10 protein-coding genes are annotated in these 14,335 nt (G+C 53.6%); 8 read left to right on the top strand and 2 right to left on the bottom strand.

Going from position 1 to position 14,335, the window contains the following annotated elements; translation table 11 throughout:
• Window positions 1–354: 354 nt before the first annotated feature.
• Both E0E47_RS09760 and E0E47_RS09765 read left to right on the top strand, forming a co-directional pair.
• Window positions 355–1,590: a site-specific integrase gene (locus E0E47_RS09760; protein WP_004291422.1), complete on the top strand. Its 1,236-nt coding sequence runs from the start codon at window positions 355–357 to the stop codon at window positions 1,588–1,590.
• Between the two features lie 11 nt (window positions 1,591–1,601).
• On the top strand, window positions 1,602–1,964 hold the full coding sequence (locus E0E47_RS09765; protein WP_004291423.1) for a hypothetical protein: 363 nt from the start codon (window positions 1,602–1,604) through the stop codon (window positions 1,962–1,964).
• A 77-nt stretch (window positions 1,965–2,041) separates the two neighbouring features.
• Here E0E47_RS09765 and E0E47_RS09770 read toward each other — a convergent pair whose 3' ends face one another.
• On the bottom strand, window positions 2,042–2,347 hold the full coding sequence (locus tag E0E47_RS09770; protein ID WP_004291424.1) for a helix-turn-helix domain-containing protein: 306 nt from the start codon (window positions 2,345–2,347) through the stop codon (window positions 2,042–2,044).
• A 31-nt stretch (window positions 2,348–2,378) separates the two neighbouring features.
• Window positions 2,379–2,678, bottom strand: a complete 300-nt coding sequence (locus E0E47_RS09775) for a helix-turn-helix domain-containing protein (protein ID WP_004291426.1) — start codon at window positions 2,676–2,678, stop codon at window positions 2,379–2,381.
• A 138-nt stretch (window positions 2,679–2,816) separates the two neighbouring features.
• Between E0E47_RS09775 and E0E47_RS09785 the strand changes: the two genes are divergently transcribed.
• From E0E47_RS09785 to E0E47_RS09810, 6 genes are all read left to right on the top strand, one after another.
• Window positions 2,817–3,242, top strand: coding sequence for a helix-turn-helix domain-containing protein (locus E0E47_RS09785; protein WP_004291432.1), 426 nt, complete (start codon window positions 2,817–2,819; stop codon window positions 3,240–3,242).
• Between the two features lie 3 nt (window positions 3,243–3,245).
• Window positions 3,246–3,596: a helix-turn-helix domain-containing protein gene (locus tag E0E47_RS09790; RefSeq protein ID WP_004291454.1), complete on the top strand. Its 351-nt coding sequence runs from the start codon at window positions 3,246–3,248 to the stop codon at window positions 3,594–3,596.
• 20 nt (window positions 3,597–3,616) lie between these two features.
• Window positions 3,617–5,188, top strand: a complete 1,572-nt coding sequence (locus E0E47_RS09795; protein WP_004291455.1) for a DUF3945 domain-containing protein — start codon at window positions 3,617–3,619, stop codon at window positions 5,186–5,188.
• A 60-nt stretch (window positions 5,189–5,248) separates the two neighbouring features.
• Entirely contained in the window at window positions 5,249–7,336 is a 2,088-nt protein-coding gene (locus E0E47_RS09800; RefSeq protein WP_004291456.1) for a type IA DNA topoisomerase, read from the top strand.
• A 162-nt stretch (window positions 7,337–7,498) separates the two neighbouring features.
• Complete coding sequence (locus tag E0E47_RS09805) at window positions 7,499–7,951, top strand: DUF1896 domain-containing protein (protein ID WP_004304266.1); 453 nt, start codon at window positions 7,499–7,501, stop codon at window positions 7,949–7,951.
• Entirely contained in the window at window positions 7,941–13,757 is a 5,817-nt protein-coding gene (locus E0E47_RS09810) for an N-6 DNA methylase (protein WP_004291462.1), read from the top strand. The genes E0E47_RS09805 and E0E47_RS09810 overlap by 11 nt, the downstream gene beginning before the upstream one ends.
• Window positions 13,758–14,335: the final 578 nt, after the last annotated feature.

Genomic DNA, 14,335 nt, shown 5'->3' on the forward strand with positions numbered 1-14,335 from the left:
TAATTATAGGTTAAAACAAACGTCAGCAAAGTTACTACAAAAAAGTGAAATGCGGAAAGATATAGTGATAGAATTGAGTTACAAGGGTTTTGGTTGAAGTGGCGATAATCCGTGAAGCCATTACAATCCCTGCCGAAGCCAAATCCTGACGCCGCTACGTTACTTGTTCGTAACCATGCCCGAAAATGCGACAAACGGGTACGAATAGCGAAACAAGGCTCTAAGGAATAGTGAGTTATCCATAACTCATGCGAAAAATCAGGTTACGGAAAAAGATTGCGCCGTTCCTCCCCGTTTTGCGTACCAACACCGGACTCTTCACCAACTAATTTTGAAACCCAAAAATTAAGGACAATGAAGAGTACATTTTCAGTAATCTACTACCTCAAGCGTCAGGTAGTGAAAAAGGACGGGACAGTTCCCGTCATGGGACGCATCACGGTGGACGGCAGCCAGACACAGTTCAGCTGCAAACTGACTGTCGATCCGAAACTGTGGGACACCAAAGGTGGACGTGTCACGGGCAGAAGCACGGCGGCACTCGAAACGAACCGTATGCTTGACAAGATGCGGGTACGCATCAACAGGCATTATCAGGAAATCATGGAGCGTGACAACTTCGTCACGGCGGAGAAGGTGAAGAACGCCTTTCTCGGACTGGAACACCGCTACCACACGCTGATGCAGGTGTTCCGCCAGCACAACGAGGACTACGAGAAGCAGGTGGAGGCAGGCATGAAAGCCAAAGGCACGCTGCTGAAGTACCGCACCGTTTACAAGCACATGCAAGAGTTCCTCGACATCCGCTACCATGTGAAGGACATCGCCCTAAAAGAGCTTACCCCGGCTTTCATCTCCGACTTCGAGATGTTCCTGCGCACGGACAAGCACTGCTGCACCAATACCGTGTGGCTGTACGTCTGCCCGTTACGGACGATGGTATTCATCGCCATCAACAACGAGTGGCTGACGCGCGACCCGTTCCGCGAGTATGAAATCAAGAAGGAGGAAACAACACGCAGTTTCCTGACCAAAGATGAGATCCGCCTGCTGATGGAGGGGAAACTGAAAAACGCCAAACAGGAATTGTACCGCGACCTCTACCTGTTCTGCGCCTTCACGGGGCTGTCGTTCGCGGATATGCGCAACCTTACGGAAGAGAATATCCGCACCTACTTCGACGAACACGAGTGGATAAACATCAACCGCCAGAAAACGGGCGTGGTGTCCAACATCCGCCTGCTCGACATCGCCAACCGCATAATCGGCAAATACCGGGGACTGTGCGGGGACGGCAGGATATTTCCCGTTCCGCATTATAACACGTGCCTTGCCGGTATCCGTGCCGTCGCCAAGCGTTGCGGCATCACCAAGCATATCACGTGGCATCAGAGCCGCCACACGGCAGCCACGACGATATTCCTCTCCAACGGTGTTCCCATCGAAACGGTCAGCTCCATGCTCGGACACAAGAGCATAAAGACGACGCAGATTTACGCAAAGATAACCAAAGAGAAGCTCAATCAGGACATGGAGAACCTTGCCGCAAGATTGAACGGCGTCGAGGAATTTGCAGGTTGCACCATCTAAAAAGAAAAGCCATGAAACGTGACACAATCATCATCGAGGACAAGGCAGTCAGCGTAACCGGTAACGACGTGTGGATGACCGCCACCGAAATAGCCGGATTGTTCCATACGACCGTCCCGGCAGTGAACGCCGCCATCAGAGCCGTCCGCAAGTCGGACGTGCTGAACGACTACGAGGTGTGCCGCTACATGCAGCTTGAAAACGGGCTGCACGCGGACGTGTACGCCCTTGAAATCATCATCCCGGTCGCTTTCAGGGTGAATACCTACAACACCCACCTGTTCCGCACATGGCTGGTGGGAAAGGCACTCTCACAAGAGAAACGGCAGACATACGTGATGTTCATACAGAACGGAAAAGCCGGGTATTGCTGATTGCACATACCCCATAAGACAAGTAAACGGGTAGCACCACAAAAGGTGTCACCCGTTTACTTTTTCATGAAACCGCCTCACTCCAGCGGCTTGCGGTAGTTCGCTTCCAGTACCCCGCGCAGCCCCGTTTCCGGGTAAAGCACCTTCCCTCCCAAAAGTATGAAGGGCAACACGCGGTTGTTGCGGTATTCCTGCAAGGTGCGCCGGCTCACACGGAGCAGTTCCGACACCTCGCCGTCCGTCAGGTAACGTTCCCCGTCCAGCGGAGGACGGTAGCTTTCCAGAAATGCGGACAGCCATTTCGAGCCTTTGCGCATATCCTGCACCACAGAGGCTATCGGCTCGTCTTCCATCGTAAAAACATCGTTGTTCTCGTTCATCATAACTTCGGATTCAGTGGGTGAATAAATCAAATCATCTGCCGTGCGGATAGAGCGTGCCGACAAGCGGTATCAGCCGCTTCACCTCCTCTGGCTTGTAATAGAACCTGCGGTTTATCTGCGAGTAGCCGATAAGCCGCCTGTCACGCAGCGTCTGCAACGTGCGCGGGCTTATTCTCAACTGCCCGCAGACCTCCTCGCCCGTGAGCCATCTTTCCATGCGCCCCGTGTCGCTTTTGCGCCTCAGGGCGGCGACCTTCTCCGAGAGTGCGCCGAATGCCGCCACCATCATCTCGAAAGTCTTTTTCTCGATAGATACTATTTCCATATTCATGTCATTTAGAGTTTGCCGCAAAGGTAACGAAACGGCATACAAGACGTATCGTTTTCCGCTGAAAGGCTGCCTGTTGCGCCGTTTGACCGGGTTACGGAGCCATCTTCCGCAAAAATCTTACGTGAGTCACGTAGTGAGTTGTTAAAGCCCCTTTTGTTTATTGCCGAATTTTGTCGCAGAAACAAAAAGAAAGGACTGAACATGAAAGTGATAACAATGGAAAGTTCCGCCTACAAGGAGATGATGGCGCAGATTGCGAACATCGCAGGGTACATCCGCGAGGCAAGGGACGAGAAGAAACGGAAGCGGGAAACCGAAGACAAGCTGCTTGACACGGCACAGGCGGCGAAGATGCTCAACGTGAGCAAGCGCACCATGCAGCGTATGCGCACCGACCACCGTATCGAGTATGTGGTGGTACGCGGAAGCTGCCGCTACCGCCTTTCCGAGATACTGCGGCTATTGGAGGACAACACAGTAAGGAACGAGGAAGGGACAATAGACACCCTGTTCCACAACCACACGCTGCGCACGGGCGGCAAACCAAAAGGAAGGAGGACATAGGTCATGGAACTGCTCACACGAAACAACTTCGAGGGCTGGATGCAGAAGCTGATGGAACGGCTCGACCGTCAGGACGAACTGCTGCTGGCGATGAAGGCTGAGGGGAAACAGCCCACTATCACGGAAAGCATCCGCCTTTTCGACAATCAGGATTTGTGCATGTTGCTCCAGATAAGCAAACGCACCCTCCAACGCTACCGCAGCGTAGGCGCATTGCCCTACAAGACGCTGGGCAAGAAGACCTATTACAGCGAGGAGGACGTGCTGACATTCCTTTCCAACCATATCAAGGACTTCAAAAAGGAAGATATAGCCTTCTACAAGGCTCGTATCCATAATTTCTTTCATAAATAACCCATTAAAACATTTTTCAGATGGCAAAGAAAAAAGACGAAAAGGACGTGCTGGTAGTCCGTGACGAGAAGACAGGCGAGATCAGCGTGGTAGCCGGGCTGAACGCGGACGGCACACCCAAGCGCACCCCCGCAAAAGCGGAGAACGCGCAGAGTTTCCTGCAATTCGACCGACATGGCGACGTGCTGGACAACTTCTTCAAGAACTTCTTCCGGCAGTGCAAGGAACCCAGCCGCTTCGGTTTCTACCGCATTGCGGCAGACCAAGCTGAAAATCTCTTAGAGGTGATGAAGCAACTGCTGAAAGACCCCGAAGCGAACAAGGAGCTGCTCGCCCCTCACAAGGTGGACACCTCCGACTATGAGAAGAAGGTGCAGGAAGAGATGGCAGCACAACAGACAGAGAAACAAGAACCTCAAAAACAGGAGAACATGGAACAACGGAAAGAACAGCAACAGGACAAATCCGAACAGATGCAGGGCAAACGTGGCTACCAGCCCATCGACGAGAGTAAAATCAACTGGCAGGAGCTGGAGGACAGATGGGGCGTAAAGCGGGACAACCTTGAAAAGTCCGGCGACCTTACGAAGATGCTCAACTATGGCAAGTCCGACTTGGTAAAGGTCAAACCGACCTTCGGCGGCGAATCATTCGAGCTGGACGCCCGCCTCTCCTTCAAGAAGGACGGTGAGGGAAACATCAGCCTCGTGCCGCACTTCATCCGCAAGGAGCAGAAGCTGGATGAGTACAAGGAACACAAATTCTCCGACAATGACCGGAAGAACCTCCGCGAAACGGGCAATCTCGGTAGGGTCGTGGACATTGTGGACAGGGAAACGGGCGAGATCATCCCCTCCTACATCAGCATCGACCGCAAGACGAATGAAATCACGGACATTCCGGCAAGCAGGGTGCGCATCCCGGAGCGCATCGGCAAGACGGAAATCACCACGCAGGAGCGGGACATGCTCCGCGCCGGACTGCCCGTACGCGACAAGCTCATCGAGCGCAACGACGGCAGAAAGTTCGTCACCACCCTGCAAGTGAACGTGGAGCAGCGCGGCGTGGAGTTCGTGCCGGGAACCGGCAAGTCGCCCCGTACCGCACAGACACAGGAAACCAAAGGCGACACATCGAAAAGTCAGGCGCAGGGCGGGGAAAATGCCGCACAGACCAAGAAGGAGCAACGCCGCAACACGTGGACGAACGAGGACGGCAGCATCCGCCCCATCAGCAAATGGAGCGGCGTGAGCTTCACCGACCAGCAGAAAGCCGACTATGTGGCGGGTAAAGCCGTGAAGCTGGAGAACGTGACCGACAAGCAGGGCTTCCATGCCACGATGTATATCAAGTTCAACCCGGAGAAGGGACGCCCGTACCGCTACGACACGAACCCTGACAATGCACAGCAGGTTGCTCCGTCCAACGAGAGCCGCACGCAGGTGGCGGTGAACAACGATGGCAAGACCAACGAGGCTACAAAGAATCTGAGAGAGCCGTTGCAGAAAGGTCAGACCAACCCGAAGGACGCCCGCCAGCAACAGCAGCAGGAGAAGCCGCAGAAGAAAACGGGCAAGGGCATGAAAATGTAATCCCGTGTCCGCCACTGAATCCAAAATAAAATCCAAAGTATCAACAAAAAAGAAGAAGACATGAAGACAATCATTGCAGAAAAGCCCTCCGTGGCACGTGAAATCGCCCGCATCGTGGGCGCGACAAAGAGAGAGGAAGGATATTTCGAGGGAGGCGGTTATGCCGTGACATGGGCATTCGGACACCTCGTTCAGCTTGCCATGCCCGACGGCTACGGCGTGCGCGGATTTGTCCGTGACAACCTCCCGATTATTCCCGACACATTCACGCTCGTCCCCCGTCAGGTCAGGACGGAGAAAGGTTACAAGCCCGACAGCGGCGTGGTGTCGCAGATAAAAGTCATCAAAAGACTGTTCGACACAAGCGAACATATCATCGTGGCGACCGATGCCGGACGCGAGGGAGAGCTTATCTTCCGCTACCTCTACCACTATACGGGTTGCACCACTCCTTTCGTGCGCCTGTGGATCAGCTCTCTCACCGACAAAGCTATCCGCGAGGGACTGCGGAAACTCGAAGACGGCAGCAAATACGACAACCTCTACCTCGCCGCCAAAGCGCGGAGCGAATCCGACTGGCTCGTGGGCATCAACGGCACACAGGCGTTATCCATCGCCGCCGGACACGGCACGTATTCCGTGGGGCGGGTGCAGACACCAACGTTGGCTATGGTATGTGAACGCTACTGGGAGAACCGCCGCTTTACGTCCGAAGCATTCTGGCAGCTCCATATCGCAACGGACGGTTGCGACGGCGAAGTCGTGAAATTCTCATCCTCCGAGAAATGGAAAGAGAAAGAACCGGCGATGGAACTATATAATAAGGTAAAGGCGGCAGGTTGCGCCACTGTCACGAAAGCCGAGCGCAAGGAGAAGACGGAGGAAACTCCCTTGCTCTACGACCTGACCACGCTCCAGAAAGAAGCCAACGCCAAGCACGGCTTCACGGCGGAACAGACGCTTGAAATCGCGCAGAAACTCTACGAAAAGAAGTTGATAACCTATCCGAGAACGGGAAGCCGCTACATCCCCGAAGACGTGTTTGCCGAAATTCCCAAACTGCTCGCTTTCATCGGCACACAGCCCGAATGGAAAGACAAGGTGCGGGCAAAAGCCGCCCCGACACGCCGCAGCGTGGACGACGGCAAGGTGACAGACCACCATGCCCTGCTCGTCACGGGTGAGAAACCGCTCTTCCTCTCCAAAGAGGACAATACCATCTATCAGATGATTGCCGGGCGCATGGTCGAGGCATTCTCTGAGAAATGCGTCAAGGATGTGACCACTGTCACGGCGGAATGTGCCGGAGTGGAGTTTACCGTAAAAGGCAGCGTCGTGAAGCAAACCGGATGGCGTGCCGTCTATGGCGAGGAAAAAGAGGAAATTACCATCCCCGGCTGGCAGGAAGGCGACACGCTGACACCGAAAGGCTCGTCCATTACCGAAGGAAAGACCAAACCCAAGCCGCTGCATACCGAAGCCACCCTGCTCTCGGCAATGGAAACGGCGGGCAAGGAAATTGAGGACGACGCACTGCGGCAGGCGATGAAGGACTGTGGCATCGGTACTCCCGCCACACGCGCCTCCATCATCGAAACGCTTTTCAAGCGCGGTTACATGGAACGCTGCAAGAAGTCGCTTGTTCCCACCGAAAAAGGACTTGCCCTCAATTCCGTCGTCAAGACGATGCGCATCGCCGATGTTGCCATGACGGGCGAATGGGAAAAGGAGCTGGCGCGTATCGAGCGCGGGGAACTGTCCGACGACACCTTCCGCAAGGAGATAGAGGCGTACACACGTGAGATAACCTCCGAACTGATCTCGTGCGACAAGCTCTTCGGCAGCCGTGACTCCGGCTGCGCGTGTCCCAAGTGTGGCACGGGCAGGATGCGGTTCTACGGCAAGGTGGTACGCTGCGACAACACGGAGTGCGGACTGCCCGTGTTCCGGCTGAAAGCGGGACGCACCCTGTCCGACGATGAAATCAAAGACCTGCTCACCGAAGGGCATACCAAGCTGCTCAAAGGGTTCAAGAGCAAACAGGGCAAGAGTTTCGATGCTGTTGTCGCCTTTGACGGGGAATATAACACGACTTTTGTGTTCCCGGAGGCTAAAAAGGACAAGAAATTTTCAGGACGGAAGAAATAGTATTAACTTTGCCACTTGTTCAGAGTAATGAATTGTTCTTCGATACCGGATTACACTCATACTTTGGATTTAGTGGTGGCACTCGGAGGGATACCGAGTGCCTTTTTCTTCCTTTTTCCAACCGATTATCCCGTTAATTATCAATCCGCTAAATCCAAAGTAATGAACAACAAGAAGAAAAACGAGGGTCAGACCGACTTTTCCTATTACGGTCTGTACCTGCTGGACTATCTCCGCACGAACAAGTTTGAACAGGCTGACGACACCGCTTTCATACGGGAACGGGCCGACCGTGCCGCCGAAACGTATGAGAGGGCACGGCTTGAAGGCTATCCCGCCGATGGTGCGCAGGAACTGGCGATGGACACGCTGCTGCGCGGGCTGCATTATTCCCGTTACGCCATCCTCCGCGAAGTCGTGGAAAACGAGTTTGCCGATGAAGTGCCGGAAGAGAAGCGTGAAGCCTTTGTCCTGAAACTGCTGCCGCTTGTCGGCAACGTGTTCTCCGTCTATGACCTCTCGGATGACAATTTCGCCCTGTCTTCCGATTACGACCTGCTCTACACGGAGCTGACGGGAGCAACCGTCCTTTACTTAGACGAATATGGCGTTTAACCGCAAACAGAAACTGCGGGACAACATCGAGGCGATACGGACGGCATTCATCCTTGACAGGGAAAATAGGACAGCGACAACCGAAGAGCGTGCCATACTTCAAAGGTACTGCGGTTTCGGCGGTCTGAAATGTATCCTCAACCCTGCAAAGGAACTGACGGATGCCGTCCGGTGGGCGAAATCCGACCTCGAACTGTTCGCCCCGACGGTGGAGCTGCACAGGCTTATCCGTGAGAACAGCAAGGACGAAACAGAGTACAAGCGGTTTGTGGATTCGCTGAAAGCGTCCGTGCTGACCGCTTTCTACACCCCCAAAGAGATAACCGACACCATCGCGGACGTGCTGGCAGATTACAGCGTCCGCCCCGCCCGTATGCTCGAACCGTCGGCAGGTGTCGGCGTGTTCGTGGATTCCATGCTGCGGCACAGCCCCAATGCGGATGTGATGGCTTTCGAGAAGGATCTGCTCACGGGTACAATCTTGAGGCATCTCTATCCCGACCAGAAAATGCGCACCTGCGGTTTTGAGAAAATCGAAAGACCGTTCAACAATTATTTCGACTTGGCGGTGTCCAACATTCCGTTCGGTGACATTGCCGTGTTCGACGCGGAGTTTCAGCGGAGCGACTCTTTCGGCAGACGCTCCGCCCAGAAAACCATCCACAACTATTTCTTTCTCAAAGGACTGGATGCCGTGCGTGACGGCGGTATCGTGGCGTTCATCACCTCGCAAGGGGTATTGAATAGCACCAAGACCTCCGTGCGTAACGAGCTGTTCAGTCAGGCCAATCTGGTATCCGCGATACGCCTGCCCAACAACCTGTTCACGGACAACGCGGGCACGGAGGTGGGCAGTGACCTGATTGTCCTGCAAAAGAACCTCAGCAAGAAGGAAATGTCGCAGGACGAGCGGCTGATGACCGTGATACAGACGGACACGAAAACCGCCCTGACCGACAACGCCTATTTCATCCACCACCCGGAACGCATCGTGCATACGATGGCGAAACTTGACACAGACCCCTACGGGAAGCCCGCTATGGTTTATCTGCACGAGGGCAAGGCAGCAGGCATCGCCGGGGATTTGCGCCGTATGCTCGACGAGGATTTCCATTACAGGCTTGCCATGCGCTTGTATTCGGGTTCAATCCGGCAGGCAGGAACGGAAGAAAAAGTTGCCGTTCAAAATAAAGTAGAGCGTCCTGCCATAAAATTGGAAACAGTATCCTCGGCGCAGACGGTGGAAACTCCGACAGAAAAGCCGCAACCCGCAGATGAAAAGCCGGAGATAGAACCGCGCCCGCAATATTCCGCAGGCGTGCAGCTCACCCTGCTTGACCTCTGGGGGATGACGGAAGAGGTCAGCCAACCGAAAACCTCCAAAAAGAAAAAGACGGTGAAAAAGGCAGTTACGGCAAAGTCCACTCCGCCCAAACCGAAAGTCACGGTTACACCGACAGCTCCAACTGCAAAACCCGCAATGGAGAATAAGGAGGTGAAAGCGGAGAACACCGCCAAGCCTGCCGACCCGGACGACATCTATGCCACACTGGACTGGGATACCAATCCTCCCATCAACGGTTTCTATGAAATGATGATGGGTTTGACGCCGGAGCGTAGGAAAGAACTTCGGGAACTGGCAAGGCAGCATAACGAGAAACAAGTGGCGGAAAAGACGGAAGTGAAAGCCGTGCCGGAAACTTCCCGTGAGCAGCCACGACAGGAGGAAACACAGCCGGAGGCAGTCGCCGCACCTGCCGTTACAGATACCCCATCGGAAGCGGTGGGGACTTTCCTTTTCCCCGACATCGAAGCGGAAAAGCCGAAGGAGGAAGTCGTGGACCTTTCTCCGCGTGCCTACCACCGCACGCCGGAGATGCACCTGCGCGAAGGGTCGCTGGTGGCTGACCGGGGGCGTCATAACATCGGCTACCTGAAAGACATCACGCCATACGGGGCGACATTCCAGCCGCTCGACCTGAAAGGATACCAGAAGGAAAAGGCGTTGTTGTATGTGTCGCTGCGTGACGCCTACGAGCGTCTGTACCGTTATGAATCGCTCCGGCGCGAGGCAAATGTTCCGTGGCGAGAGCATCTGAATACCTGTTACGATGAGTTTGTCATGCGCTACGGCAACCTCAACGCCAAGCAGAACGTGAAGTTAGTGATGATGGATGCGGGCGGGCGCGACATCCTTTCGCTGGAACGGATGGAAAACGGAAAGTTCGTCAAGGCGGACATCTTCGAGCATCCTGTTTCCTTCGCGGTGGAGAGCCATGCCAACGTAGGCTCTCCCGAAGAAGCCCTGTCTGCGTCGCTCAACAAATATGGTACGGTCAATCTCGACTATATGCGGGAGATAACCGACAGCACGGCGGAGGATTTGCTCACTGCCCTGCAAGGGCGCATCTACTACAATCCGCTCGTGACCGGTTACGAAATCAAAGACCGTTTCATCGCCGGAAATGTCATAGAGAAAGCGGAACGCATAGAGGCATGGATGGGTGACAATCCCGAAAATGAGCGTATGCCGGAGGTGAAGCAGGCGTTGGAGGCTCTGAAAGATGCCGAGCCGCAGCGCATCGCCTTCGAGGATCTGGACTTCAATTTCGGGGAACGCTGGATTCCGACGGGTGTCTATGCCGCCTACATGAGCCGGCTGTTCGACACGGAGGTGAAAATCGCCTATTCCGCAAGCATGGACGAGTTTTCGGTGGTGTGCGGCTACCGCACCATGAAAATCACGGACGAGTTTCTGGTGAAGGGGTATTACCGGAACTATGACGGTATGCACCTCCTAAAACACGCCCTGCACAACACCTGCCCTGACATGATGAAGTCCATCGGCAAGGACGAGCATGGCAACGACATCAAGATGCGCGACAGCGAGGGAATACAACTCGCCAACGCCAAGATTGACGAGATACGAAACGGCTTCTCCGAATGGCTCGAAGAGCAGTCGCCGCAGTTCAAGGAGCGGCTTGTGACGATGTATAACCGCAAGTTCAACTGTTTCGTGCGCCCGCGCTACGACGGCTCCCATCAGACCTTTCCCGACCTCAACCTGAAAGGGCTGGCAAGCCGGGGTATCAAGAGCGTCTATCCCTCACAGATGGATTGCGTCTGGATGTTGAAACAGAACGGCGGCGGAATTTGCGACCACGAGGTGGGAACCGGTAAGACGCTGATAATGTGCATCGCCGCGCATGAGATGAAGCGTCTGAATTTGGCACACAAGCCGATGATTATCGGGCTGAAAGCCAACGTTGCGGAGATTGCAGCCACCTATCAGGCGGCATATCCCAACGCACGTATTCTGTACGCTTCGGAGAAGGACTTTTCGACCGCCAACCGTGTGCGCTTCTTCAATAATATAAAGAACAACGACTACGATTGCGTCATCATGTCGCACGACCAGTTCGGCAAGATACCGCAGTCGCCGGAATTGCAGCAGCGCATCCTGCAAGCAGAGCTTGACACGGTGGAGGAAAACCTCGAAGTGCTACGGCAGCAGGGAAAGAACGTGTCGCGGGCGATGCTGAAAGGATTGGAGAAGCGCAAGCACAACCTTGAAGCGAAGCTGGAGAAGGTGGAACACGCCATAAAGTCACGCACGGACGACGTGGTGGATTTCAAGCAGATGGGCATCGACCACATCTTCATAGATGAGAGCCACCAGTTCAAGAATCTGACTTTCAACACGCGCCACGACCGTGTGGCGGGATTGGGAAACAGCGAGGGAAGCCAGAAGGCACTTAACATGCTCTTTGCCATACGCACCATACAGGAGCGCACAGGAAAAGACTTGGGTGCGACCTTCCTCTCCGGCACGACTATCAGCAACTCACTGACTGAATTGTACCTGCTGTTCAAGTACCTGCGCCCGAAGGAGCTGGAACGGCAGGACATAAGGTGTTTCGACGCTTGGGCGGCGATATTTGCCAAGAAGACGACGGATTTTGAATTTAACGTGACGAACAATGTGGTCCAGAAGGAGCGTTTCCGCTACTTCATCAAAGTGCCGGAGCTTGCCGCCTTCTATAATGAAATCACGGACTACCGCACGGCGGAGGATGTGGGCGTTGACCGTCCTGCCAAGAACGAGATACTGCACCATATACCGCCCACGCCGGAACAGGAGGACTTCATACAGAAACTGATGCAGTTCGCCAAGACGGGCGATGCCACCTTGTTGGGCAGGCTGCCGCTTTCGGAAACGGAAGAAAAGGCGAAGATGCTCATCGCCACGGACTATGCCCGGAAAATGGCACTCGACATGCGCATGATAGACCCGAATTACGAAGATCATCCCGACAACAAAGCGAGTCACTGTGCCAAGATGATCGCGGAGTATTATCAAAAATACGACGCCCAGAAAGGCACGCAGTTCGTTTTCTCTGATTTGGGGACATACCAGCCGGGCGACGGGTGGAACGTCTATTCGGAAATCAAGCGCAAACTGACGGAGGACTACGGTATACCGCCAAGCGAGGTGCGCTTCATTCAGGAGTGCAAGACCGACAAGGCGCGGAAGGCGGTGATAGACGCCATGAACGCCGGGACGGTGCGTGTGCTGTTCGGCTCTACCTCTATGCTCGGAACGGGTGTGAACGCCCAGAAACGGTGTGTGGCTATCCATCATCTCGATACGCCGTGGCGACCGTCCGACTTGCAACAGCGTGACGGACGCGGAGTTAGGGCAGGTAATGAGATTGCCAAACATTTCGCCGGGAACAACGTGGATGTAATCATCTACGCGGTGGAGAAGTCACTGGACAGCTACAAGTTCAACCTCCTGCACTGCAAGCAGACTTTCATAAGCCAGCTCAAAAGCGGTGCGATGGGTGCGCGTACCATCGACGAGGGGGCAATGGACGAAAAATCGGGCATGAATTTCTCGGAATACATGGCGTTGCTCTCCGGCAATACCGACCTGTTGGACAAGGCGAAACTGGAAAAGCGGATCGCATCGCTCGAAGGGGAACGCAAGTCGTTCAACAAGGGCAAGCGTGATTCGGAGTTCAAGCTGGAGTCAAAGACCGGCGAGTTGCGCAACAACACGGCTTTCATAGATGCCATGACGGAGGACTGGAACCGCTTCCTGTCGGTGGTGCAGACCGACAAGGAGGGCAACCGCCTTAATATAATAAAGGTGGACGGAGTGGATTCCGCCGATGAGAAGGTCATCGGAAAGCGTTTGCAGGAGATAGCCAAGAATGCCACGACCGGAGGGTTGTACACGCAGGTCGGTGAACTTTACGGTTTTCCGATAAAGGTGGTGAGCGAAAGGATACTCAAAGAGGGATTGGAGTTCACCGACAACCGCTTCGTGGTCGAGGGGAACTACAAGTACACCTACAACAACGGGCATCTGGCGATGGCTGACCCGTTGGCCGCCGCCCGCAACTTCCTCAACGCGATGGAGAGGATACCCTCCATCATCGACCAGTACAAGGCGAAGAACGAGGTGCTGGAGATGGAGATACCGCAGTTACAGGAGATAGCGGGTAAGGTGTGGAAGAAGGAGGACGAGCTGAAGCAGTTGAAGTCCGAACTTGCCGCCCTTGACCGAAAAATTCAGCTGGAGCTTGCGCCACCCACGCCCGAAGTCGCAGAAAAGGAGAATGAAGGGCAACAGCTCAAGCCGGAAGCGGAAGATGTGAGGAACAGGCAGGCGCAATATCCCGAAAATGCACCGCCGCAGATACGCAGTCCGGCGGATAGTATCGTTGCCAACCATGTCATAATCGGGCGTCCGGGACTGTATGCCAAGGAGGAAACCCGGTCCAAAGGATTGAAAATATAACCTAAGGAATTTTATCTGAAGTATTAATAAGGGCTATCCCAAAAGGTCTAAAAGTAAATTTTATCCTTTCTGCAAGTATCTATAGGATGGCAACTGCATTTTTTTCTTTTTGGGCAGCCCTTATTAAAATTTATTCTTATTTTAGGTTATATACATTCATGTCCATTTATGTAAAAAATTCCTGCTGACCTTGTTTATGTCTTGTCAGTCACCATTTGCAAAACCATATTTGACCCTCAAAGAGGCTGAATTTGATAAGTAACTTGCTACATACTCATAATAAGGAGCTAAATAGAACACGAATGGGAAATACACAAATGCTAAACTAAAGAAGATATTGGCCAAAATAAACGCTATACCGAGAGAGAAACTTGATTTTTCAACTTCCTAAAACGGTGTTGTTCAAACATTTCTACTTATTTGTACTTGCCAGTTGAACCTACGCTTCCCTAATAAAATGTCTATGGTAAAAAGTTAAAAAATCCTCCCACTTTTGTTAGATATATTTTTTTGTGTAATTTTGTAATCGTTATGCGGCAGTAATAATATACATATTAATACGAGTTAGTAATCCTGTA

The sequence above is a fragment of the Paraprevotella xylaniphila YIT 11841 genome (assembly GCF_900683745.1).
Lineage (GTDB): Bacteria > Bacteroidota > Bacteroidia > Bacteroidales > Bacteroidaceae > Paraprevotella > Paraprevotella xylaniphila.